The 23,296-nt window shown below is 73.4% G+C and carries 23 protein-coding genes and 1 tRNA gene; 17 read left to right on the top strand and 7 right to left on the bottom strand.

Going from position 1 to position 23,296, the window contains the following annotated elements:
- Positions 1-151: 151 nt before the first annotated feature.
- The 6 genes from ABGB16_RS02990 (at position 152) to ABGB16_RS02965 (ending at position 8,957) form a co-directional block, all read left to right on the top strand.
- Positions 152-763: a helix-turn-helix domain-containing protein gene (locus ABGB16_RS02990; RefSeq protein WP_347666396.1), complete on the top strand. Its 612-nt coding sequence runs from the start codon at positions 152-154 to the stop codon at positions 761-763.
- A gap of 106 nt (positions 764-869) precedes the next feature.
- Positions 870-2,207, top strand: coding sequence for a biotin carboxylase N-terminal domain-containing protein (locus ABGB16_RS02985; RefSeq protein WP_347666439.1), 1,338 nt, complete (start codon positions 870-872; stop codon positions 2,205-2,207).
- A gap of 100 nt (positions 2,208-2,307) precedes the next feature.
- Entirely contained in the window at positions 2,308-3,228 is a 921-nt protein-coding gene (locus ABGB16_RS02980) for a hydroxymethylglutaryl-CoA lyase (protein ID WP_347666395.1), read from the top strand.
- A 112-nt stretch (positions 3,229-3,340) separates the two neighbouring features.
- Positions 3,341-4,873 (top strand): acyl-CoA carboxylase subunit beta, encoded by a 1,533-nt coding sequence (locus tag ABGB16_RS02975; RefSeq protein WP_347666394.1) that lies wholly within the window; start codon positions 3,341-3,343, stop codon positions 4,871-4,873.
- A 196-nt stretch (positions 4,874-5,069) separates the two neighbouring features.
- Positions 5,070-6,218: an acyl-CoA dehydrogenase family protein gene (locus ABGB16_RS02970; protein WP_347666393.1), complete on the top strand. Its 1,149-nt coding sequence runs from the start codon at positions 5,070-5,072 to the stop codon at positions 6,216-6,218.
- Between the two features lie 129 nt (positions 6,219-6,347).
- Complete coding sequence (locus tag ABGB16_RS02965) at positions 6,348-8,957, top strand: helix-turn-helix domain-containing protein (RefSeq protein WP_347666392.1); 2,610 nt, start codon at positions 6,348-6,350, stop codon at positions 8,955-8,957.
- A 240-nt stretch (positions 8,958-9,197) separates the two neighbouring features.
- Here the strand turns inward: ABGB16_RS02965 and ABGB16_RS02960 are convergent, their stop codons facing one another.
- Positions 9,198-9,692, bottom strand: coding sequence for a MarR family transcriptional regulator (locus ABGB16_RS02960; RefSeq protein WP_347666391.1), 495 nt, complete (start codon positions 9,690-9,692; stop codon positions 9,198-9,200).
- Positions 9,693-9,793: 101 nt separating this feature from the next.
- Here ABGB16_RS02960 and ABGB16_RS02955 point away from each other — a divergent pair, with 101 nt between their 5' ends.
- Both ABGB16_RS02955 and ABGB16_RS02950 read left to right on the top strand, forming a co-directional pair.
- On the top strand, positions 9,794-10,375 hold the full coding sequence (locus ABGB16_RS02955; RefSeq protein WP_347666390.1) for a YceI family protein: 582 nt from the start codon (positions 9,794-9,796) through the stop codon (positions 10,373-10,375).
- 321 nt (positions 10,376-10,696) lie between these two features.
- Positions 10,697-12,175, top strand: coding sequence for a glutamate--cysteine ligase (locus ABGB16_RS02950; RefSeq protein ID WP_347666389.1), 1,479 nt, complete (start codon positions 10,697-10,699; stop codon positions 12,173-12,175).
- Here ABGB16_RS02950 and ABGB16_RS02945 read toward each other — a convergent pair.
- Complete coding sequence (locus tag ABGB16_RS02945; RefSeq protein ID WP_347666388.1) at positions 12,121-13,299, bottom strand: hypothetical protein; 1,179 nt, start codon at positions 13,297-13,299, stop codon at positions 12,121-12,123. The genes ABGB16_RS02950 and ABGB16_RS02945 overlap by 55 nt on opposite strands.
- A gap of 113 nt (positions 13,300-13,412) precedes the next feature.
- On the opposite strand from ABGB16_RS02945, the gene ABGB16_RS02940 reads away from it, so the two are divergent.
- The 3 genes from ABGB16_RS02940 (at position 13,413) to ABGB16_RS02930 (ending at position 14,946) form a co-directional block, all read left to right on the top strand.
- Positions 13,413-13,655, top strand: coding sequence for a hypothetical protein (locus ABGB16_RS02940; RefSeq protein ID WP_347666387.1), 243 nt, complete (start codon positions 13,413-13,415; stop codon positions 13,653-13,655).
- Positions 13,656-13,657: 2 nt separating this feature from the next.
- Positions 13,658-14,059 (top strand): PASTA domain-containing protein, encoded by a 402-nt coding sequence (locus ABGB16_RS02935; protein WP_347666386.1) that lies wholly within the window; start codon positions 13,658-13,660, stop codon positions 14,057-14,059.
- An 86-nt stretch (positions 14,060-14,145) separates the two neighbouring features.
- Positions 14,146-14,946, top strand: coding sequence for a PASTA domain-containing protein (locus tag ABGB16_RS02930; protein ID WP_347666385.1), 801 nt, complete (start codon positions 14,146-14,148; stop codon positions 14,944-14,946).
- Between the two features lie 90 nt (positions 14,947-15,036).
- On the opposite strand, the gene ABGB16_RS02925 is transcribed toward ABGB16_RS02930, so the two are convergent.
- Positions 15,037-15,468, bottom strand: coding sequence for a hypothetical protein (locus ABGB16_RS02925; protein ID WP_347666384.1), 432 nt, complete (start codon positions 15,466-15,468; stop codon positions 15,037-15,039).
- 100 nt (positions 15,469-15,568) lie between these two features.
- Positions 15,569-15,856, bottom strand: coding sequence for a hypothetical protein (locus ABGB16_RS02920; protein ID WP_347666383.1), 288 nt, complete (start codon positions 15,854-15,856; stop codon positions 15,569-15,571).
- Positions 15,857-16,493: 637 nt separating this feature from the next.
- Between ABGB16_RS02920 and ABGB16_RS02915 the strand changes: the two genes are divergently transcribed.
- From ABGB16_RS02915 to ABGB16_RS02905, 3 genes are all read left to right on the top strand, one after another.
- Positions 16,494-17,372 carry a helix-turn-helix transcriptional regulator gene (locus tag ABGB16_RS02915; RefSeq protein ID WP_347666382.1) on the top strand — a complete coding sequence of 293 codons (879 nt, stop codon included), beginning with the start codon at positions 16,494-16,496 and terminating at the stop codon, positions 17,370-17,372.
- Entirely contained in the window at positions 17,345-17,563 is a 219-nt protein-coding gene (locus ABGB16_RS02910) for a DUF397 domain-containing protein (protein ID WP_347666381.1), read from the top strand. The genes ABGB16_RS02915 and ABGB16_RS02910 overlap by 28 nt, the downstream gene beginning before the upstream one ends.
- 223 nt (positions 17,564-17,786) lie before the next feature.
- Entirely contained in the window at positions 17,787-18,197 is a 411-nt protein-coding gene (locus ABGB16_RS02905) for a hypothetical protein (protein WP_347666380.1), read from the top strand.
- Between the two features lie 66 nt (positions 18,198-18,263).
- Here the strand turns inward: ABGB16_RS02905 and ABGB16_RS02900 are convergent, their stop codons facing one another.
- The 3 genes from ABGB16_RS02900 to ABGB16_RS02890 all read right to left on the bottom strand — a co-directional run bounded on the left by ABGB16_RS02900 (position 18,264) and on the right by ABGB16_RS02890 (position 20,351).
- Positions 18,264-19,067 (bottom strand): WecB/TagA/CpsF family glycosyltransferase, encoded by an 804-nt coding sequence (locus ABGB16_RS02900; RefSeq protein ID WP_347666379.1) that lies wholly within the window; start codon positions 19,065-19,067, stop codon positions 18,264-18,266.
- Positions 19,064-20,137 (bottom strand): NAD-dependent epimerase/dehydratase family protein, encoded by a 1,074-nt coding sequence (locus ABGB16_RS02895; RefSeq protein WP_347666378.1) that lies wholly within the window; start codon positions 20,135-20,137, stop codon positions 19,064-19,066. The genes ABGB16_RS02900 and ABGB16_RS02895 overlap by 4 nt, the downstream gene beginning before the upstream one ends.
- Before the next feature lie 128 nt (positions 20,138-20,265).
- Positions 20,266-20,351, bottom strand: a tRNA-Leu gene (locus tag ABGB16_RS02890).
- Between the two features lie 208 nt (positions 20,352-20,559).
- Between ABGB16_RS02890 and ABGB16_RS02885 the strand changes: the two genes are divergently transcribed.
- Genes ABGB16_RS02885 through ABGB16_RS02875 form a run of 3 tightly spaced genes read left to right on the top strand, consistent with a single transcriptional unit; the run spans position 20,560 to position 23,288 of the window.
- On the top strand, positions 20,560-21,366 hold the full coding sequence (locus ABGB16_RS02885) for a DUF3662 and FHA domain-containing protein (RefSeq protein WP_347666377.1): 807 nt from the start codon (positions 20,560-20,562) through the stop codon (positions 21,364-21,366).
- A 6-nt stretch (positions 21,367-21,372) separates the two neighbouring features.
- The gene (locus tag ABGB16_RS02880; protein ID WP_347666376.1) at positions 21,373-21,858 is read left to right on the top strand and encodes an FHA domain-containing protein; all 486 of its coding nucleotides are present in this window, start codon (positions 21,373-21,375) and stop codon (positions 21,856-21,858) included.
- The gene (locus ABGB16_RS02875; RefSeq protein WP_347666375.1) at positions 21,855-23,288 is read left to right on the top strand and encodes a PP2C family serine/threonine-protein phosphatase; all 1,434 of its coding nucleotides are present in this window, start codon (positions 21,855-21,857) and stop codon (positions 23,286-23,288) included. The genes ABGB16_RS02880 and ABGB16_RS02875 overlap by 4 nt, the downstream gene beginning before the upstream one ends.
- Positions 23,289-23,296 lie beyond the last annotated feature (8 nt).

Below are 23,296 nucleotides of genomic sequence, written 5' to 3'. Positions count from 1 at the left end.
CGCGTACGCAGGAGCACGGCCTGACGGCCGACGAGGATGGAGCCCGTGCGCAGGAGCACGGCCTGACGGCCGACGGGGACGGCGTCCCGTGCGGCGATCGACCCGGTAACCGAGCATCCACCCCGACCAGGCGCGGGTCTACGCTTGCCCGGTGACGGTGGAACAACAGGCGCGAGGAGCGGCAGGCAGCGGACGGCGACGGTCCCGGCGGGACGAGATCCTGGAGATCGCGGTCGGGCTGTTCGCCGCGCGGGGCTACCACGGGGTGTCGATGGACGACATCGGGGCCGCGGCCGGCGTGACCGGGCCCGCCCTCTACCACCACTTCGCGGGCAAGGAGGCCATGCTGGCCGCCGCCCTGATCCCGGTCAGCGAGGGACTGCTCGCGGGCGGCCGGGAGCGGGCCGCCGGCCACCCGGACGACCCGCGCGGCGCGCTGGAGTCGCTGATCGACTTCCACGTCGACTTCGCGCTGGCCAACCCGGCCGTGATCGCCCTGCACCTGCACGAGCTGGACCGGCTGCCCGAGGAGCCGCGCCGGCGCATCCGCCGGCTCCAGCGGCTGTACGTCGAGGAGTGGGTGACCGTGCTGACCGCGCTGCACCCGGCTCTGCCCGACGGCGAGGCGCGGGTGCTGGCGCACGCCGCGTTCGGTCTGATGAACTCGACCCCGTTCCTCGGTGGTGAGGTCGACCGGCGGCGCCGGGCCGCGCTGCTGCGCGCCGCCACGCTGGCCGCCCTGCTCGCCGAGACGGACGCCTGAGCCGAAACACCCCAACGGGGCCCTGACCCGCCGCTGCCGACCCATGGGTAGCGACGCGGTCATGGTTGCCCACATCCGTCCCCACCCCTGGACGCTGGAGGAGAACATGATCGAGTCGCTGCTGGTCGCCAACCGGGGCGAGATCGCCCGCCGGATCATCCGTACCGCGAAGCGGCTCGGCGTCCGCGCGATCGCGGTGCACTCGGACGCCGACGCCGGCCTGCCGTTCGTGACCGAGGCCGACGAGGCGGTCTGCGTCGGCCCGGCCAACCCGGCGCAGAGCTACCGCAACGTCGAGGCGATCCTCGCCGCCGCCGAGTCCACCGGCGCGCGGGCCGTCCACCCCGGGTACGGCTTCCTGTCGGAGAACGCCGAGTTCGCCCGTACGGTCGAGGCCAGTGGGCTGATCTGGGTGGGGCCCGGCGCGGACGCGATCAGCGCGATGGGCGACAAGATCAACGCGCGGAACCTGATGGCGGCGGCCGGCGTGCCGGTCGCGCCCGGGACCACCGACCCGGCCGCCGACCTGGACGCGGCCGTCACCGCCGCCGCCGAGATCGGGTACCCGGTGATGGTCAAGGCCGCGGCGGGCGGCGGCGGCATGGGCATGGGCGTGGCGAACGACGAGGCCGCGCTGCGCACCGAGTACGACAAGGTGCGCTCCTTCGCCGAGCGCATGTTCGGCGACGGCTCGGTGCTGATCGAGCGGTACTTCCCCCGGGTGCGCCACGTCGAGGTGCAGATCCTCGGGCTGGCCGACGGCCGGGTGGTGGCCCTCGGCGAGCGGGAGTGCTCGGTGCAGCGGCGTAACCAGAAGCTGGTCGAGGAGTCGCCGTCCCCGGCGGTCTCCCCGGAGCTGCGGGCGCGGATCCTGGCCGCCGCGGTGCGGGCCGGGGAGGCGGTCGGGTACCGCAACGCGGGCACGGTGGAGTGTCTGCTCGATACTGCTACCCGAGAGTTCTTCTTCCTGGAGATGAACACGCGGCTGCAGGTCGAGCACCCGGTGACCGAGCTGGTCTACGGCGTCGACCTGGTGGAGGAGCAGCTCCGGGTGGCTGCCGGCCTCGCCCCGACCGTCGACCCGGACGCGCTCGCGCCGCGCGGGCACGCCATCGAGCTGCGGATCAACGCCGAGGACCCGAAGCGCTTCCTGCCCGGCCCCGGCGCGATCACGACGTGGAACGAGCCGGCCGGCGAGGGCGTACGGGTCGACTCCGGGTACGTCGCCGGCAACACGGTCACCCCGTTCTACGACAGCCTGATGGCCAAGCTGATCGTCAGCGGCAAGGACCGCGCCGAGGCCGTCGAGCGGGCGAGGGCGGCGGTGGCCGGTTTCGAGATCGTCGGCCCGAAGAACAACCTCCCCTTCTTCGCCGAACTGCTCACGAACGACGAGTTCCTCTCGGGCGACTACGACACGGGGATCGTCTCCCGCATGCGCTGACGCCTTCGTCGACCCCGGCGTGGATGCGGGACCGCCGGGCCGGGTGGGAGGCTGGAGTGACCAGCCAAGCACAGCACGCGTCACAGTGAGGTGGCCACTTATGACGGAACTGCCGGACTTCGTGTCCATTCGGGAGGTCGGGCCGCGCGACGGGCTCCAGAACGAGGACCCGATCCCCACCGACGCCAAGGTGCGGCTGCTCGACGCGCTCTCCGGCACGGGCGTACGGCGCATCGAGGCGGTCTCGTTCGTGCACCCGAAGGCGATCCCGCAGATGGCCGACGCCGACGAGGTGTGGCAGCGGGCGGCGAGGGCAGACGGCGTCCGCTACTCGGCGCTGGTGCCGAACACCCGGGGCGCGCAGCGGGCGCTCGCCGCCGGGTTCACCGAGATCGAGGTGGTGGTGTCGGCCAGCGACACGCACAACCGGCGCAACGTCAACCGGTCCACGGCCGAGTCGCTGGACGACATCGCGGAGCTGATCGACGTGCTGCACGGCGCGGGCGCCCGCGCGGAGGTGATCGTGGCGACCAGCTTCGGCTGCCCGTACGAGGGGGACGTCGATCCGCAGCGGGTGGCAGGCATCGTCGACCGCGTCGTCCGCGACGGCGCCGACCGGGTCGCGTTCGGCGACACCACGGGCATGGGCACGCCGCGCCGGGTCCGCGAGCTGATCACGGCGGTACGCGACCGCAACGCGCACATTCCGGTGCTGCTGCACTTCCACAACACCCGGGGCACCGCGCTGGCGAACCTCCTCACCGCCCTGGAGTTGGGGATCACCGAGTTCGACGCCAGCGTCGGTGGCCTGGGCGGCTGCCCGTACGCCCCGGGTGCCAGCGGCAACCTGGCGACGGAGGAGGCGGTGCACATGCTGCACGACATGGGCATCGACACCGGCATCGACCTCGACGCCCTGATCGAGGCGGCCGAGCTGGCCGAGGGCCTGGTCGGTAAGAGGCTCCCCTCCGGCGTGCTGCGGGCCGGCCCCCGTACCCGCCTGACCCCTCTGCCGGCGTAGGCGCCACCTCTCGCCGGCACGCGCCTCCATGCGCTAGCCTAACGATCGTTCAGGTCACTTGCCGTGCGGCTCCTGAGGCGGCACGGCCGGGTCAGGCGGCGAGGGAGTCGGCGTGACGCTCGACGGTGAGGCACTGGAGCAGCTGCGCAAGCGGGCCCGGGCCGGCGGTGCGGACAAGTACCACGCGGCGAACGCCGCCAAGGGCAAGCTCTTCGCCCGCGAGCGGGTGGCGCTGCTGGTCGACGAGGGCTCGTTCGTCGAGGACGGCCTGTACGCGAACGCGATGGCCGAGGGGCTGCCCGCCGACGGCGTCGTCACCGGCACCGCCACGATCGACGGCCGCCCCGTCTGCCTGATGGCCAACGACTCCACCGTGAAGGCCGGGAGCTGGGGCGCCCGCACGGTCGAGAAGATCATCCGGATCATCGAGCGCGCGTACACGACAAGCGTGCCGATGGTCTACCTGGTCGACTCGGCCGGCGCGCGGATCACCGACCAGGTCGAGCTGTTCCCCGGCCGGCGCGGCGCCGGAAAGATCTTCTGGAACCAGGTCCGCGCCTCCGGCTCGATCCCGCAGGTCTGCGCGCTGTTCGGGCCGAGCGCCGCCGGCGGGGCGTACATCCCGGCGTTCTGCGACGTGGTGGCCATGGTGGACGGCAACGCCAGCATGTATCTCGGCTCCGACCGGATGGTCGAGATGGTCACCGGCGAGAAGACCACCCTGGAGGCGATGGGCGGGGCCAAGGTGCACTGCGCCGAGTCCGGCGTCGGGCACTTCCTCTGCAAGACCGAGGCGGAGGCGCTGGACGTGGTCAGGCGCTACCTGTCGTACCTGCCGGCGAACTGGACCCAGCAGCCGCCCACGGCGCCCGCGATCGAAGCGCCCGAGAAGGCCGACCTGGCCGCCCTGGTCCCGGCCAGCGAGCGGCAGGCGTTCGACATGCGCCGGTACGTCAAGGGGCTGCTCGACGAGGGGTCCTTCTTCGAGATCCAGGCACTCTGGGCCAAGGAGCTGACCATCGGCTTCGGCCGGTTGAACGGCGAGGTCGTCGGCGTGGTCGGCAACAACTCGATGTTCAAGGGCGGCGTCCTCTTCGTCGACTCGGCCGACAAGGCGACCCGCTTCGTGCAGCTCTGTGACGCGTTCAACGTGCCGCTGCTCTTCCTCTCCGACGTGCCCGGGTTCATGGTCGGCAGCGCGGTGGAGAAGCAGGGCATCATCCGGCACGGGGCCAAGATGATCACCGCGATCTCCGAGGCGACGGTGCCGAAGATCTGCGTGGTGGTCCGCAAGGCGTACGGCGCGGGCCTGTACGCGATGGCCGGCCCGGGCTTCGAGCCGGACGCCACCATCGCGCTGCCGACCGCGAAGATCGCGGTGATGGGCGCGGAGGCGGCGGTCAACGCGGTCTACGCCAACAAGATCGCGGCGATCGCGGACGAGGCTGAGCGGGCCGCCTTCGTGGCCGCGAAGCGCGAGGAGTACGAGCGCGACATCGACATCGTCCGGCTCGCCAGCGAGCTCGTCGTCGACGCGATCGTCGAGCCGCACGAGCTGCGCGCCGAGTTGGTCCGCCGGTTCGCCGCCGCCCGCACCAAGGACCGGCACTTCTCCCGGCGCCGGCACGGCGTGACCCCGGTCTGACCGGGCCGCACCGCAATCCGGCCGACCCCGACCCGCCCCGGCCGCCACCGCATCCGGCCGGCCCCGGCCCGCCCCGGCCGCCACCGCATCCGGCCGGCCCCGGCCCGCCCCGGCCGCCACCCGCGCCACCCCGACAGAGGCCGTACCGACCCGGCGTCACGAGCGCCCGGCGGAGCAACCCGTACAGGAGGAACCGATGGACTTCCGGCTCACCGAGGAGCACGAGGCGCTGCGGCAGAGCGTGCGGGAATTCGCCCGCGAGGTGGTCGCCCCGGTCATCGCCGAGCACTACGAGAAGCACACCTTCCCGTACGAGATCATCCGGCAGATGGGCAAGATGGGCCTGTTCGGCCTGCCCTTCCCCGAGGAGCACGGCGGCATGGGCGGCGACTACTTCGCGCTCTGCCTGGCCCTGGAGGAGTTGGCCCGGGTCGACTCCAGCGTGGCGATCACCCTGGAGGCGGCCGTCTCCCTCGGCGCGATGCCGATCTACCGTTTCGGCACGGCGGAGCAGAAGGCGCGGTGGCTGCCGAAGCTCGTCAGCGGCGAGGCGCTCGCCGGTTTCGGCCTGACCGAGCCGGGCTTCGGCTCCGACGCCGGGGGCACCCAGACGAGGGCGGTCCTGGACGGCGACGAGTGGGTCATCAACGGCTCGAAGGCGTTCATCACCAACTCGGGCACGGACATCACGGCGCTGGTCACCGTCACGGCGGTCACCGGCACCCGCCCGGACGGCGCCAAGGAGCTGTCCACGATCATCGTGCCGTCCGGCACGCCCGGCTTCACCGTCGCGCCCGGGTACTCCAAGGTCGGCTGGACAGCCTCGGACACCCACGAGTTGACCTTCGACGACTGCCGGGTGCCGGCGGCCAACCTGCTCGGCGAGCGCGGCCGGGGCTTCGCCCAGTTCCTGCGCATCCTCGACGAGGGGCGGATCGCCATCGCCGCCCTGGCTGTCGGCCTCGCCCAGGGCTGCGTCGACGAGTCGGTCCGGTACGCCAAGGAGCGCCACGCGTTCGGCCAGCCGATCGGCAACTACCAGGCGATCCAGTTCAAGATCGCGGACATGGAGATGAAGGCGCACACCGCCCGGCTCGCGTACTACGACGCCGCCGCCCGGATGCTCGCCGGCGAGCCGTTCAAGCGCCAGGCCGCGATCGCCAAGCTGTACGCCAGCACGGTCGCCGTCGACAACGCCCGCGAGGCCACCCAGATCCACGGCGGCTACGGCTTCATGAACGAGTACCCGGTGGCCCGGTTCTGGCGGGACTCCAAGATCCTGGAGATCGGCGAGGGCACCAGCGAGGTGCAGCGGATGATCATCGCGCGCGACCTCGGCATGTGAGGCGAAGGGCCCTCATATAGAAGGCGGTCGCTCGCACCGCAACCCATTGTCGGATATCCGCGCCGTCAGGCGTCGGCAGGGCGACGGTTGGCTGCCCACCGTCGTACCCGATCCGTACCCTTCCTGCCCATGACGCCCGATCATGATCGTTCGCCGGATGGTGCGGGCGGTCGTACCGGACTGTCGGACCTGCTGCGCGCGTATCGCCGCGCCGCCGGCCTCACCCAGGTGGAGCTGGCGGTACGGGCGGGCATCGGCGTGCGGACGGTCCGCGACCTGGAGCGCGGCCGGTCCGCGCGGCCCCAGCGGACCACCGTCGACCTGCTCGCCGGAGCGCTCGACCTCTCCGGCCAGGCCCGCGCGGAGTTCGTCGCCGCCGCCCGGGGCGTCCCCCCGGCTGGCGCCACGTCGTTCGCCGTCTCCCCGCCCCCCGGCCCGGCGTCGGCGCCGTCGTGGGCCGGGCCGCCCGCAGCCGGCGGCGGGCCGTCACCGGTCGCCCTCTCCGCCGGTACGCCGATCGCGCTCCCGCCCCCGGTCGAGCTGATCGGCCGGGAGCGGGACGTGACCGAACTGGTCGACCTGGTCACCGCCGACGACGGCCCGACGGTGACCAGCCTGGTCGGGCTGGCCGGGGTGGGCAAGACCGCGCTTTCCCTGGCCGTCGCGCACGCCGTCCCCGACCGCGCCCCGGCCGCCGTCGCCGGGGTGCTCGTCGGGGAGGGCTCGGACGTCGCCGACGTGCTCTCCACGGCGGCGGCCGTCTTCGGCGCGGCCCGCCCGGGCGATCTCGTCGCCCGGCTCGCCGGCCGGCCGGCGCTGCTGCTGATCGACGCGGTGGAACGGGCGCCGGACCCGGTGGCGGAGGCCCTGCACCGACTCGCCGGGGCCGTTCCGACGCTGCGGATGCTGGTGACCGGTCGGCATCCGGTCGGCCTGCCCGGCGAGCGCGTCTGGCCGGTGACGCCGCTGGACGTACCGCCGCCGGAGCTGGACCTCGCCGGGCCGGAGGCGCTCGCCGGCTACCCGGCGGTGGCGCTGTTCGCCGCGCGGCTGGCCCAGGTGCGGCGCGAGCCGCCGGAGCCCCCGGAGCTGCCGGCCCTCGCCGCGCTGGTCCGCCGGCTGGGCGGGCTGCCGCTGGCCATCGAGCTCATGGCCGCCCGGGGGCGGATCCTCGACCTCAACGAGCTGCTCGACCGGTACGGCGACCGCGTCCTCGACCTCGCCGCCCCGCCCGCTCCGGTGCCCCGGGCGGGCTGGGCGGCGACCGAGGCCGGGGGCGCCCACGTCCCCCGGCCGCGCGACCCGGTCGCCGGGGTCCCACCCCGCGAGCCGGCGGTCGGCACCGAGGCGGCGCGGGGCGGGGCGGTCACCCTGCGGGACGCGGTGGCGACGAGCTACCGGCTCCTCGCCCCGGACGAGCGCGCGGCGCTGCGCCGGCTCTCGGCGTTCCGCAACCGCTGGTCCGTGGAACTGGCCGAGGAACTGCTCGCCGACGACCCGGAATCCGTCCCGCTGGACCCGGTGCCGCTGCTGGATCGGCTGCTCCAGCTCGGCCTGCTCAGCGTGCGGGGCGCCGGCCCGGTCCGGTTCCGGCTGCTCGACGCGGTCCGGGAGTTCGCCGCGGAGCAGGCCGTCGGCGCGGGGGAGCTGACCGAGGTCCGGCGGAGGCACGCCCAGGTCGTCGCCCGGCTGGTGGCCCGTACAGCCGCCGAGCTGGTCGGTCCCCAGTTGGTTCCGGCGCTGCGCCGGCTCGACGAGGCCACCGGCGACATCAGCACGGCGCTGGCCCATGCCGCCCTGGACGACCCGGTCACCGCGTTGCGGCTGGCCACCGGTCTGGTTCCGTGGTGGCGGTTCCGGGGCCGGGACGTCGTCGGGCGGCAGTGGCTGCGCCGGCTGCTGGCCGACCCCCGTACGGCGGACGTCGACCCTGGGCAGCGCGCGTGGGCGGCGCTCGGCGCGGCCCGGCTGGCCGCCGAGCACGGCGCGGCGGGGCAGGAGCTGCCTGCGGCCCGGGCCGCCTGGGCGGCGTTCCACCGGGCCGGCGACGTCAGCGGGGAGTTGGCGGCGCGGACGGTGCTCTGCGCGCTGCTGACCGCCACCGGGGCGTACGACGAGGCGCGGGAGCAGGCGACCGCCGCCCTCGCCCTGGCCACCCGCAACGGCCGGGTGCGCGACATGGCGGTGGCACAGGGCGAACTCGCGCGGCACCAACTCCGGGTGGGTGACCTGCCGGCCGCCCGGCGTCGCCTGGCCGCAATGGACCGGCTGGCCGCCCAGTGCGGGGAGCGGCGGCTGCGGGTGCTGGCCCGAGCCGACCTGGCCGAGGTGACCCGGCTGGAGGGCCGGTACGCCGACGCCGTCGAGCAGGGTCGACGGGTGGCCTCCGCGCTGGCGGAGCTGGGCGATCTGGGGCACCGGCGGCGGGTCCTCGGCACGGTCGGGCTGGCGCTGGCCCAGGACGGCCGCCCGGACGAGGCCGTCCAGGTGCTGGCCGACCTCCGCTGCTACTCGGAGGGGGAGGACCCGCCGGGGCGCGCGTGGCTGGGCCGGTCGAGGACGGTCCGCCCTGAACCCGTGGGGCAACGGCACGGCGATCTTCAACAGGACGGCATCTGCGCGCTGATCGAGGCGTACGTCGCCCTGCATCGAGGGGACCGGGAGTTGGCGGCGGAGTGGTTCGCCGCGGCGGCGGAGGCGGGCGTCGAGGAGGGGGCGCGACGGCCGGCGGAAGGGTGAAGCGGGGGTGGCGCGAGCGAAGGAGCCCCCTGGCGTTACCCCTCACTCATCGCTCGCGCCGGCACCCCCCGGTGCTCCCCCGCTGGAAGCACAGTAACCACAGTCGGCCAGCCGGTTTGTCCGCTACGGCCGGATAGCTCCAGCTGGGCGGGCAGGTTCTGCCGGTCTTTCTGCCGGTGCGCCTGGCCGCCGTCCTGGCCGGCTCCGGCGCCACCGCCGGAACGCGCCCGGGACGGTGGGTCAGCAGTCTTCCTCGACGGCCACCCCGGTGCTGCCCGCCGTCGCTCCGGGGTGTACGGCGTCGCGTACCTGCCGGAGACCTTCGAGGAGCACGCCCAGTGTGTCCGGCTCCAACTGCCCGACGAACCACTCCTCGATGATGCGCAGGTGCCCGGGGAGTGTCTCGTCCAGGCGCTCCAGGCCGGCGGTGGTGACCACCGCGTACGAGCTGCGCCGGTCGGACGGGCAGGCCCTGCGTCGGATGAGCCCGTCGCGTTCCATCCGGTCCACCACCCGGGTCACCCCGCTGGTGGAGAGCGAGGTCTGCGCGGCGAGGTCGGTCATCCGCAGTTGGTTGCCGGGAGAGCGGGCGAGGCGGGTCAGCACCTCGAACTCGACCGGCGAGAGCCCGTGCTCCTCGAACTGGGCGGCGAACCGGGCGGACAGCCCGGCGTGCGCCTCGACGAGCAGGCCGACCGCCGTGATCCGGGGGTCCTCGAACACGTTCTGGTCCACGTGCCCATCCTAGCAGTACTTGACACGGGGAATATTGCTGTAGCTATAGTTGCTGCGTCAGCCATTGGGCTACTGAAACGATTCCCCTGGAGGAGAGCACCATGACCAGCAGCACCGGATCGGTTACCCGCGAGTGGGACGGCCTCACCATCCCGACCGCCGGCACCTATCTGCTGGACGCGGCTCACAAGCGGGTCGGGTTCGTCGCCCGGCACATGATGGTCAGCAAGGTCCGCGGTGAGTTCGCCGAGGCGACGGCCACGGTCACCATCGCCGAGGACCCCGTGGAGTCGTCCGTCGTCGCCACCATCCAGGCCGCCAGCATCAACACGGCGCAGGCCGACCGCGACGCCCACCTGCGCAGCCCCGAGTTCCTGGACGTCGAGGCATTCCCGACCCTGGAATACCGGAGCACGGGCGTCAAGTCGCGCAACGGGAACGAGTTCGTCCTCTCCGGCGAGCTGACGATCAAGGGCGTCACCCGCCCGGTCGACCTGGAGGTCGAGTTCGAGGGCGTCGGCCACACCCCGTTCGGCACCGACGTGTTCGGCTTCACCGCCACCACCGAGATCGACCGCGAGGAGTTCGGCCTGACCTGGAACGTCGCCCTGGAGACGGGTGGCGTGCTGGTGGGCAAGAAGATCAAGATCGAGATCGAGGGGGAGGCCGTCCGCCAGGCCTGACCGCCGAGATCCACGAGGACCTGGGCCCGCGCCGCACCAGTCGGCGCGGGCCCGCGGCCGTCTCCGAGTTGCCCGCGTCGCCGAGAACGGCACCGAACGGTGCGATTCGTCACGCGCCGTTCCTCGCCGGGGACGGTGGCGGGGCCCGCCACCTGGGTAGTGATTCCGGCCGGGAGCGTCTTCCCGCCCGGCGCGGTCGTCCGTCGCGGTGATCGCCCGGCGTCGGCCTCTGGTCCGGCGCGGTGGGCGCTCTTACCGTAGATATTTCACAGTCCGCTTCGGGGTGATGTCGCCCCGTAGCGCCTCGGGCCGGGAGGGCACATGGGCAGGGACGTCGAGCAGGGTGCCTTCTCCCGGGAGGACCGGGTCCGCTACCGACAGAAGGTCCGACGGTGCCTGGACGTCTTCGCGTTGATGCTGGACGACTTCGGGTTCGACGCCGACCGGCCGATGACCGGCCTGGAAATCGAGCTGAACCTGATGGACCCGGCCGCCGAGCCGGCGATGCGCAACGAGGAGATCCTCGCCGCCATCGCCGACCCGCTCTTCCAGACCGAGCTGGGGCAGTTCAACCTGGAGCTGAACGCCAAGCCCCGGCTCATCGAGGGGACCGGCTTCTCCGACTACGAGCGCGAACTGCGCGCCAGCCTCAGCCGGGCGGACGAGCGGGCGGCCAGGTCCGATGCCCGCATCGTCCTGGTCGGCATCCTGCCCACCCTCACCGGACGCCACCTGGTGGCCGACAACCTCTCCACCAACGCCCGGTACCGGGTGCTCAACGACCAGATCGTCGGCGCCCGGGGCGAGGACATCGAGCTGGACATCCGGGGCGTGGAGCGGCTGCGTACGCACAACGACTCGATCGCGCCGGAGGCGGCCTGCACCAGCCTCCAGTTCCACCTCCAGGTCGCCCCGGACAGCTTCGCCGACTACTGGAACGCGTCGCAGGCCATCGCCGGCGTACAGGTCGCGGTCGGCGCCAACTCCCCCTTCCTGTACGGCCGGCAGCTCTGGGCCGAGACCCGGATCGCCCTGTTCGAGCAGGCCACCGACACCCGGCCGGACGAGCTGAAGGCCCAGGGCGTCCGCCCCCGGGTCTGGTTCGGCGAGCGCTGGATCACCTCGATCTTCGACCTGTTCGAGGAGAACGTGCGCTACTTCCCGCCGCTGCTGCCGATCTGCGACGACGAGGACCCCGTCGAGGTGCTGCACGCCGGCGGGGTGCCCGAGCTGAGCGAGCTGCGGCTGCACAACGGCACCGTCTACCGGTGGAACCGCCCGGTCTACGACATCATGGCCGGCCGCCCGCACCTTCGGGTGGAGAACCGGGTGCTGCCGGCCGGGCCGACCGTGGTCGACATGCTCGCCAACGCCGCGTTCTACTTCGGACTCGCTCGGGGCCTGGCCGAGGCGGACCGGCCGATCTGGAGCCAGCTGACCTTCAGCTCGGCGGAGGAGAACTTCCACGCGGCCGCCCGGCGGGGCATGAACGCCGTACTGCACTGGCCCCGCCTCGGCGACGTGCCGGTGGCCAGGCTGGTGCTGGACACGCTGCTGCCGACGGCCGCGGCCGGGCTGGACCGCTTCGGCGTCGCCCCGGCCGAGCGGGACCGGCTGCTCGGCATCATCGAGCAGCGCTGCCGTACCGGCCGCAACGGCGCGGTCTGGCAGACCGAGACGGTCTGGGCGGCCGAGCGCCACCGGGGCATGGACCGCGACGCGGCCCTGCACCACATGGTGCGGCGCTACGCGGAACTCCAGCGCGGCAACGAGCCGGTGCACACCTGGCCGGTCGACTGACCGGCCGCCCCGGCCGGCTCCGACCCGTCCGGCTCGGTCGGCTCACCCGACCCGGCCGACCCGGACGCCTGCGCGGTGGGCGCGTCGTCCGCCTCGCCGGTGCGCTGTCGCGGGATCGCCGCCGGCGTGTCGGGACGGCGGTGCCCCGCCCGCTGGGCCAGCGCGGCGGTCAGCATCGACCCGGCGAAGCCGGCGACGACGGCGTACGGCGCGACGAGGTGCGCCGACACCTGCTCCCGGCCGATCGCGGTGAGCCCGGGCGCGGCGAGCAGGTAGGCCAGCGCGACGAGCAACGGGCCGGCCGCGCCCGAGGCCGCCGCCCCGAGCCGGCGCTGCGGCGACCGGGCGGCACGCCGGGCGGCCAGCGCCCCGATCAGCGCCGCCGAGCCGAGCGCCAGCAGCGCTCCCGGCCAGTAGAACCAGTCCCGGATCCAGAAGCTCGGGCTGTCGGCACCGAGCTGCCAGATGCCGAGCTGGGCGCTGGTCAGCCCACGTCCGGACAGCACGTCGTCGAGCACCGCGACCACCGCGAGCCCCCAGAGCCAGCCGACGGTGGCGATGACGTTGGTGGCGGCGGCCGGCGAGCGCAGCGCCCAGACCGCTGCCAGCAGCCCGAGCAGCAGGCCCACACCGGCGTAGCAGGCGGCCACGGTCTGCGGCGCCGAGACGCCCGGCAGGCTGGCCGCCCGGGCCGGCACGGCCACCAGCAGTACGGTGAGCAGGGCGCCGACGGCGCCGGCCAGCGCCAGCACGACGGCCGTCCCCGGGCCGCCGTCGCCCGTCGGACGGGCCGTCCAGCCCTCGGCCGGCGAGGACGGGCCGACGGTGGCGTCGGCCCCCACGGTCACGGTCTCCGGGGCCGGCGACGCCAGGAGTTCGTCGCGTCCGGCGGACACCGGCTGCCGCAGCCGCTGGGCGCATACCGCCCCCGCGATCGTCGAGGTGCCCGCGATCCAGGTCGACCAGGCGAGGCCGGCCACCCAGACCGCCTCGCCCGCGGTGGCGTCCGCCGCCGTCCAGTTGATGATGCCCAGCCCGTAGCCGACGCCCAGTTGGGCCGCGCCCGCGCCGGCGGCGACGCCGACAGCGGTGGCGATCGATCCTCCCCAGCCCAGTCCGGCCATGCCGGGCAGCGTAACCTTCCTGGGCCGGCGCGGCGAGTCGCGGCGGAACGGCCCGGGGCCGGAACGCTTGGCGCGGCCCCGATACGGTCGCCGGTGAAGAGGTGGTGGGCGCGATGACCGACGGGAACACCGGTGCGGAGACGTACCCGGATGGGCCGGCGACCGACGGGCCGGGCCGGCTGACGAAGGTGCTCGGCGGCGGCCTCGCCGTCGCGCTGCTGGCCACGATCGGCGCGACCGGCGGCTGGCTGCTCGCCGGTGAGGACAGCAGCCCGCCCGCGCCACCGGACGCGCGTGCCAGCGCCCCGCTGCAGCCCTCCACCGCACCAGCGCGCCCGCCCAGGCCACCGGCCTGACCGTGCCGCCCGTCGTCGGCACGGACTTCGAGGACGCCCGGGAGGAACTGCGGGAGCGGCGCCTCGGCTGGCGGCTGGTGTTCGGCACGGGGACGGGGCGGCAGGTGTCCCGCAGCGCCCCTTCGCCGGGTACGCCCGTGAACCGGGGCACGACCGTCACGCTGTACGTCGCCGGGCCCGCGCCCGCGCTCACCGTGCCGGACCTGCTCGGCGAGGACTGCGACGACGCGGTCGACGAGCTGGTCGACGAGGGCCTGTACCCGCGCTACCGCACGGGGCGCGAGGGCACCGTCACCGCCCAGCACCCCGGCCCTGACGCCCCGGCCGCGTGGAACGACGAGGTGGCCCTGACCTGCGGCGAGGAGGGGTCCGACCCGACCGGGGAGCCGACGCCCACCCCGTGACCCGGAACGCGGCGGCGATCCCGGCCGATGTGGCGGACAGCGACTAACGTGGATGCCGAGCCGCCCGGTGGGGAAAGGACGGTGCCATGCGCGACGACCACGACGAGCCGTCTGCCGCCGACGACGGCGGCGACCGCACCCGCCCGTTGCCCTCCGGGACGGGCGACGAGACACGCCAGCTGCCCCCGGCCGGGGGTCGGGAAGGGCCGGGTGACGAGACCCGCCCGCCGCCCCCCACCGGGGGCCGGGAAGAGCCGGTGGACCCGACCCGCCCACTTCCGCCGGCCGGGGCGGACGCCCGTCCGGAGCCCGCACCCACCGTGTGGTCCGGACGGGCCGGGGTGCCGCCACCGCGCCCGGCGGAGTACCGCGAGCCGGCCGGCGGCGACTGGTACGCCGAGGAGCAGGCCGGCCGGCGTTGGTGGACGCCGATCGTGCTGGGCATCGTGGCCCTGCTGCTGCTCGGTCTGCTCGGCGCCGGTCTCTGGCTGATCCTCCAGGCGGAGGACACCCCGGCTCCGCGGCGGAGCGCGTCCGCTCGCCCGACCACCGCTCCGGCGACCAGTGGGGTGCCGACGGCCGAGGCCACGACCGAGCGCCCGAGCACGACGCCGCCGGTCACGACCCCGGCCGCGGTGCCGATGCCGCCCCTGGTGGGGCTGCCGCGCGCGAGCGCCGAGCGGGTTCTGGACGAGTTGGGCATCGATCACCGGGTCGAGACGCGGGTGTCCGACCAGCCGGCCGGCACCGTGATCGAGACCGACCCGGAGGCGGGCCGACTGGTACCCGCCGACGAGGAGGCCGTCCTGGTGGTCGCCGCGCCGCCCGCTACGACCGGGGCGACACCGTCGACCACAGCGGGGCCCACCACCACCCCCACGCCCTGACGGCCCGGCGGCCGGCGTCCCGGCCGCGACCGTGCCGAGTCGGACCGGCGGGCAGCGGGTCGCACCTGCGGTCGACGGCCGGCGCGAGGGTCACCACATCCGGCGTCTGGTCCCCACCAGGCCCAGCCCGGCGAGGGAGATGGCGAGGCCGATGACGCCCGACCAGAACAGCGATCGGCTGACGGCGTCCTCGCGGGAGTCCGCCGCCGTGGCCGTCGCCTCGCCGTCGGCCTCCGCGTCGGCCCGGCCCGGGACGCCGCCGTCGTCCTCGGGCTGCTGGGCGGGGCCGGGCCAACCCGACTCGGTGGGGACCCGCCACCCCGGCTCGGAGCCGGCCCGCTCGTCGATCACGGTGATCTCCGGCGCCGGGACCGGGATGCCCGGTTCGGTGGCGGACACGGCCGGGTAGCGGGCCACCATCACGAGGGTGGTCGCGGCGCCGAGGAGCGCCAGCAGGGCGAAGGCGTAGAGGGTAAGGGACCTGCGGTGCCGCCGCGCGGTGGGCAGAGTGACCATGACCATCCCAGGTTCAGGGTCCGGGATGCGCGGGGTGGAGACGTTCGCCGGGGTGGCGTACCGATTCTATGGCGCTCCCGCGCGCCCTGACCTGGGATTGGGCCGCTCAGCCCACCCGGACCGGAGTGCGGGCCACCGGGCGGCGCTGGCGCACGGGGGTGTGCTGTCGGGGCTGCGGGGCGACGCGGAGTTGGCGCAGCCCGGCCGCCTGCACGAAGATCGACCGCCGGTTGACCGCGTCCCCCGTGGCGTTCAACTCGTAACCGTCGAGCCACACCCAACCGTCGTACGTGGGCCAGTCGTGCACCCGGATCACCCGGAACATGATCGGCCTGAGGAACTGGACACTCGCCGCACGAGTCACGTGCAGGACGTCACCGGAGCGGGGAAGCACAGAGGGCTCCTGGGGAAGATCGGCCGGCATGGGAGGCCGGCGGGAGCGGGTTTTCGGGGGATCGTGTGGCCCGGCGTCGGGGTCGTGCCCCTGGGGACGGGTCCTGCGGGTGGCGGTGGTCGGGTCGTGCCCGCTGGTGGCGTGCCGTTGCCCGACCATCACCCGGCTGCTCCCCGTCGTCGCGCCCGCCGCCACAGCCATCCGGCGTCCAGCGGCGGGGTCTTGAGCTCGAGGGCAGTCTGTCGTGTGGTGCCGGAGCCGGGACGCTCGACCGGTGCCCTCCGCCGTGACGGAGGACCCCTTCTCCGGCGGCCGACCGGAACGGTGAGTGACCCAAGCCCTACGGACAGACTGCATCAGTGGCGTCCGACATGCAAGTTGCACGTAGACTTTTGCCGATACGTGAACGCCTTCCGCAAATAGAAGGTTGATGCGGCCGTCGCGAGAGCGGCAGACTGGACGCCGGTTTCGCCGTCGCGGCCGGCCGATGACCGGCACCATCCCCCGCCGCGAACGCTCGCCCGCCGCTCGACGGTCGCGCCCCCGGCGGGCGTCGAACCCGGGCGCGATCGACCGGAGGTAGCCGGGTGAGCCCGAGCAGCGAGCGGTCCCGCCAAACGGTCCGACAGGTGACACCGTGAGCGAGCGGCGCAGCCCCACGATCCGGCGTCGTCGGCTCGGTGCCGAACTGCGCCGCCACCGCGAGAAGGTCGGCATCACCATCGAAGGGGTCGCCGAGCGGCTGGAGTGCTCCGCGTCGAAGATCTCCCGCATCGAGACCGGCCACACCACGGCCACCCCGCGCGACGTCCGCGACATGCTGCTCATCTACGGGGTGACCGGCGTCGAGAGCGACGAGCTGGTGCAGATCGCCCGGGAGGCCCGACAGAAGGGCTGGTGGCACCCGTACAGCACGGTCCTGGTCGGGGCGTACGTCGGCCTGGAGGCGGCCGCCAGTTCGATCCGGGCGTACGAGCAACAGGTCGTACCGGGGCTGCTCGAGACCGAGGAGTACGCCTCTGCGATGATCCGGGCCGCGCGGCCGGACTTCACGGCCGAGGAGGTTCGGCAGCGGGTGCGTGTCCGTCTGGGCCGTCAGTCGTTGTTGACCCAGGACGATCCGGTCGATCTGTGGGTGGTGCTCGATGAGGCGGTGCTGAGCCGGCCGGTGGGCGGCGACGCGGTGATGCGTGGCCAGCTCCAGCGGCTGGTGGAGGTGGCGCAACTGCCGAACGTGACGCTTCAGATCCTGCCTTTCGAGGTCGGGGCGCACGCCGGCATGGACGGCACATTCACCATCCTCAGCTTCCCCGAAGCGGGTGATCCCGATGTCGTGTACGCGGAGAACGCCACGGGTGGGCTCTTCCTCGAGAAGAGCGACGAACTGCAGAAGTACAGCTTCATCTTCGATCACGTTCGAGCGGCGGCCATACGCCCGGAGGAATCCATAGCACACATCGCGAAACTGGCAGAGGAGCCGTCGTGGAAATGGCGACCAAGGGGTCCCTGGACCTGACGCAGGCAGCGTGGTTCAAGAGCTCGAAGAGCGGACCGAACTGCGACAACTGCGTCGAGGTGGCGTACGTGACCGGTGCGGTCGGAGTGCGGGACTCGAAGGACAAGACCGGGCCGGCTCTGATCTTCACGCCGGCTGGCTGGCACGCCTTTGTCGCCGGCACCAGGGGCGGTGCGTTCGTCCGGGACTGACCGACTCGGGCAACGGCGGGCGCGGCCCGTCCGGCAACGTCGCCGGGCGGTCCGCGCCCGCTGCGCGTCCGGCCCGGACCAATCGGAGCGCGCCCTGCTCACTGCCCCGACCGATCGGCGCGTGAGCCGTCGCCACCGCCGTCCCGGCTCGTTGTACCCCTCGATACGGCGCTGGTCGACAACCCGCCGCACGGATCGGCAACCGAGCGAGGCAGGCGAGACGATGACGACGATCGGGTCAGACAACCTCACCAACGGCCCAGGCAAGCCGGAGCGGTTCGGCGGCAAGTACCGCGGGGCCCGGCGGGACACCGTCCTGACCGAGGTGGTCTCCGGCGACACCGAGATCGGCGACCGGGACGGCGGGCCGGGGGCCGCCGAGCAGTCCGCCCCGCTGACGCTGCCCTCGCTCGACCCGAACCCGCTCACCGAGCCGTCGTTCCCGCCGGCGGGCTGGTCCGTCGAGCCGGCGGTCGCCGAGTCGCTGGTGGACCACCCGTTGCTGCGCGGCCTGCTGATGGAGTTGCCGCCGAAGGGCAGCGTGCCGCCACCCGGCTGGCTGGACCGCTGGTTCGAGGCCACGCGGGCGATCCTGGAACTGCTGTACGTGCAGGGCCCCGGCCGCGCGCGGTGACGGCCACGCCGGCCGGTGACGGCCGAGGTGCGGTGACGGCCGACGTGTCCGGTCGGGTGAGCCCGGTCAGACGGCGAACGTGGCGGGGCGCTCGGTGGCCGGGGTGGGCGGCTTCGCCTTCCACAGCCCGGTCTTCTGCGCCGCCAGGCGCCCGAGGTAGGCCGGGTTGAGGATGACGTAGCGGCGCCAGAGCCGCTTGGGCTCCAGGCCCAGCCGCCAGAACCACTCCAGGCCCGCCCGCTGCATCCAGGCAGGGGGCCGCTTGAGCAGGCCGGCGTGGTAGTCGAAGGCCGCCCCGACCGCCATCAGCGGCATGTCGAGCAGCGGCCGCATGGCGTACGTGAAGATCTCCTGGCGTGGGCAGCCGAGCCCGACCAGGACGAGCCGGGCACCGCTGGCCCTGATCCGGTCGGCGATCTCCACGTCCTCGCCCGGCTGCACGGCGCGGAACTTCGACGGCTCCACCCCGGCGATCTTGAGTGCCGGGAACATCCGCTCCAGCGCCGGGATGAGCCGGGACAGGGTCTCCTCGGTGGAGCCGTAGAGGTAGACCGGCAGGCCCTCGTCGGCGAACCGCCGCAGCACGTGCAGGGTCAGCAGCGGACCGTAGACCCGGTCGGCGAGGTTGGCCCGGTGCAGCAGGTTCAGGGCCCAGCGCACCGGCTGTCCGTCCGGGGTGACCACGTCGAACGAGTTGAGCCGGGCGTTGTGGGCCGGATCGAGGACGCCGGTCATCACGCCGTGCACGGCGAGCGCGGTCAGCGCCAGGGGCCGGCGCTCCCGTGCCGCCGCCAGCACCTGCTCGGTCGCCGATTCGTAGTCGGTGGCGTCCACCAGGACGCCGAGGACGTTGCGCTTGGTGGCGGTCATGCCTTCGGCACCCACTTGTCCACGTTGGCCTCGTAGATCTCACGCATGATCATGGGTACGTCGTAGACCTGCTTCCAGTCCGGGTAGTCGGCCTGGAACGCCTCGTTGGAGCCGATCCACCACTTGTGGTCGCCGATCCGGTTCGCCTCGACGTACTCGGTGATCATCTCCTGCCCGCTGATCCGCTCGGCCAGCGCGAACGCCTCCCGGTTCGAGGTGTTCGAGTGCCGGCCGCCGCCCAGGTTGTAGACCGCGGCGGAGCGCGGGTTGCGGAAGAACGCCTCGAACGCGGACACCACGTCGGAGCTGTGGATGGCGTCGCGCACCTGCTTGCCCTGGTAGCCGAAGATCCGGTACGTCCGGCGTTCCATGTTGGCCCGCATGACGTACCCGAGGAAGCCGTGCAGCTCGGTCGCGGAGTGCGCCGGGCCGGTCAGCGTCCCACCCCGGAAGCAGGCCGTGCGCATGCCGAAGTAGCGGCCGTACTCCTGCACCATCACGTCCGCGGCCACCTTCGAGGCGCCGAAGACCGAGTGCAGGCACGCGTCGATCGACATGTCCTCGCGGATGCCCTGCTCGTACGGGTGGCCCGGCTCGATCTCCCAGCGGGTCTCCAGCTCGACCAGGGGAAGGCTGTTCGGCCGGTCGCCGTACACCTTGTTGGTCGAGCAGTGGATCACTGGCGCCTCGAGGCAGTGCTCGCGGACGTTCTGGAGCACGTTGAGGGTGCCCACGGCGTTGACGTCGAAGTCGGTGAACGGGTCCTGGACCGCCCAGTCGTGCGACGGCTGCGCGGCGGTGTGGATCACCACGGCGATGTCGCGGCCGTACCGGGCGAACAGCTTCGCCAGCGAGTCGCGGTCCCGGATGTCGATGCTGTGGTGCGTGTACGCCCCGCCCAGCTCGTCACTCAGCCGACGGACGTTCCACGCGGTCGACGCCTCCGCGCCGAAGAACTCCTGCCGCATGTCGTTGTCGATGCCGACGACGTCGAGACCGAGGCCGGCGAAGTGCCGGACCGCCTCGGAGCCGATCAGGCCGCCCGACCCGGTCACCAACGCGACACTCACACGCCACTCCTGGTCCATCGGAGGCAGGGAACGATTCGGAGCATAGCGTGACGTCCGGCACGGCCGCCGATGCGATGGACGGCCCCGACACGAAGCGAGGGCCCCGCGATCGCGCGGAGCCCTCGTGCTGGTGGGGAAGGAGGGAGTTGAACCCTCACGCCCTTTCGGGCACACGGACCTGAACCGTGCGCGTCTGCCATTCCGCCACTTCCCCGTGGCCTGACCTGGGAAACTGTAGCCTGCCCCGGTGCCGCTGTCGCCAGCGGGCTCGGCACATCCTACGGCCTCCTCGGCCCTCGCCACGACCGGTTATCGCTCGCGGCGGACGAAACTGTAGCACGCCCGGGGAGGCCCCTCGGAACGGACCGGCCACGGCCGGCCGAGCGGCGTGTGAGCTGCGCGCGCGCCGGCCGGATACCATCATGTCCTCGGGACCCGAGGAGGAGCCGGTGAGCGTGCTGCAACGCTTCGAGAAGCGTCTGGAAGGCCTGGTGGAGGGAGCCTTCGCCAAGGTCTTCAAAGGGGTGGTCCACCCCGTGGAGATCCTCAACGCCATGCAGCGGGAGGCCGAGGCGCACAAGGCGATCCTGGCCGGCGGGCGCACGTTGGTGCCCAACCGCTACGTGATCGACCTCTCGCCGTACGACCACAGTCGTCTGGCGCCGTACGCCGCCGCGCTGGCCCAGGAGCTGGCCCAGTCGCAGGCGGAGTTCATCGGCGAGCAGGCGTGGACGGTCTACGGCGACGTGATCGTCGAGATCGAGCGTGGCGAGGGCTTGGACACGGGCATGTTCCGGGTGACCGCCGAGGTCTACACCGGTGGCGACGTCGCCCCGGTCTCGGCGCCCGGCGGCTACGACCAGGGCGGCTATGACGCCGGCCCGCCCGCGTACCCGGCCTACGACCAGGGTGGCGGCTACGGCCCCCCGCCCGGGCACGGCGGCGGGCGCAACGTCCGGCTGGTCTCCGGCGACGGCCGCACCTACCCTCTCCAGATGGGCTCGACGGTCATCGGCCGCGGCGACCAGGCGAACCTGCGCCTGCCCGACGTCGGCATCTCCCGCCGCCACGCGCGGCTGGACTTCGACGGCGGTCAGGTCGTGCTGACCGACCTCGGCTCGACCAACGGCACCATGGTCAACGGCCAGCGGGTGTCGGCCGTGGCGCTCAACCCCGGCGACATGATCCAGCTCGGCACCACCACCCTGACCTTCCGCGTGGACGGCTGATCCGCCTTGCCGGAACTCGTCATCACCGTCGCCCGGTTCGGGTTCCTCATCCTGCTGTGGATCTTCGTGTTCACGGTGGTCGGCGTGATCCGCCGGGACCTGTTCGCCGGCGCCCGGTCGGGCCGACTGGTCGCCGCACCCCGGGGTGTGGGGGCCTCGACCGGGCAGGCGGCGAAGCCGGCGAAGGTGAAGCGGGGCAGGGCCGCGCACCAGCTCGTGGTGACCGCGGGTCAGCTGGCCGGCACCCGGATCACCCTGGGAGAGTCCCAGATCACCATCGGTCGGGCCGAGGATTCCACCCTCGTCATCACCGACGACTACGCCTCGGCGCGGCACGCCCGGCTCGTGCCGCGGGAGGGCCAGTGGTTCGTCGAGGACCTCGGTTCGACTAACGGCACCTACCTGGATCGCGCTAAGGTCACCGGACCGACCCCCGTCCCCCTCGGCGTGCCGATCCGGATCGGCCGCACCTCTCTCGAATTACGGCCATGACTCTGACCCTGCGCTATGCGGCCCACAGCGACCGCGGTCTGATCCGAGACGGTAACCAGGACTCCGTCTACGCCGGGCCGCGGCTTCTCGCCGTCGCCGACGGCATGGGCGGCATGGCCGCCGGTGACGTCGCCAGCAACATCGTCATCGGTGCCATGGCGCCACTCGACGAGGACGTCCCTGGCGACGCCCTCGTCGACGCGCTGCGTTCCGCCGTGGGCACCGCCAACCAGCAACTCCGCGACACCGTGGACGCCAACCCGCAGCTGGAGGGGATGGGCACCACGCTCACCGCCACCCTCTTCTCCGGCAGCAAGCTGGGAATGGTGCACATCGGTGACTCGCGGGCGTATCTCCTGCGCAACGGCGAGTTCGCGCAGATCACCAAGGACGACACGTACGTCCAGATGCTCGTCGACGAGGGGCGGATCAGCGCCGAGGAGGCGAGCAGCCACCCCCAGCGCTCGCTGCTCACCCGGGCGCTCGACGGCCGCGACATCGACCCGGAGTACAGCGTCCGGCAGGTGCTGCCCGGCGACCGCTACCTGATCTGTAGCGACGGCCTCTCCGGCGTGGTCAGTGCCGAGACGATCGCCGACACCATGCGCGAGTACGCCGACCCGCAGCAGTGCGTCGAGCGGCTGGTGCAGCTCGCGCTGCGCGGCGGCGGCCCGGACAACATCACCGTGATCATCGCGGACGCCACCGACGCGGACATCGTCGAGGCGAGCCCGATCGTCGGCGGCGCCGCCGCCCGCGACCGGGGGATGGCCACGTCCGCCGACGTCTCCACCCCCGCCGCCCGCGCGTCGGCGCTCTCCGCGCCGCGTCCGCCGGCGCCGGAGGACCCGGCGGACGTCGACGACGACGCGGACCGCCCGCGGCGCCACCCGCTGCGGGCCGTGGCCATGCTCGTGGCCCTGCTGGTCATCCTCGGCGGTGCGCTGTTCGGCGGGTGGAGCTACACCCAGCGGCAGTACTACGTCGGGGCCACCGAGGACGGCCGGGTGGCCGTCTTCCGGGGCGTCCAGGGCCAGGTCGCCGGCCTGGACCTCTCCGCCGTGCACTCCACCAGCCCCGCCAAGCTGGACGACCTCACCCTGGCCGCTCAGGAGCAGGTCAAGCAGGGCATCCCCGCCAGGAGCGAGCCCGACGCCGAGCGCCGGCTGGCCGAGCTGACCAGCGACGACCCGAACAACCCGAACCTCAAGCCGATGTGCCCGCCCAGCCCCACCGCCATGCCTGCCCCGGTGACGGCCGCCCCGACCCCGCCGGCGGCCACTCCGAGCGCGAGCCGTACCGCCGCCGCCAGCGGCCGGCCGTCCGTCTCCCCCAGCGCCATCGCCCCCGCGCCCACCACCACACCCGACGCGCCGCCCTCCGACACCGCCCCGCCGGCCGATCCGGCCGGATGCCGGTCGCCGGAGTGAGCGTCGGC

Source organism: Micromonospora sp. B11E3, assembly GCF_039871625.1.
Lineage (GTDB): Bacteria > Actinomycetota > Actinomycetes > Mycobacteriales > Micromonosporaceae > Micromonospora.
This window is presented reverse-complemented; position numbering and strand designations above follow the sequence as displayed.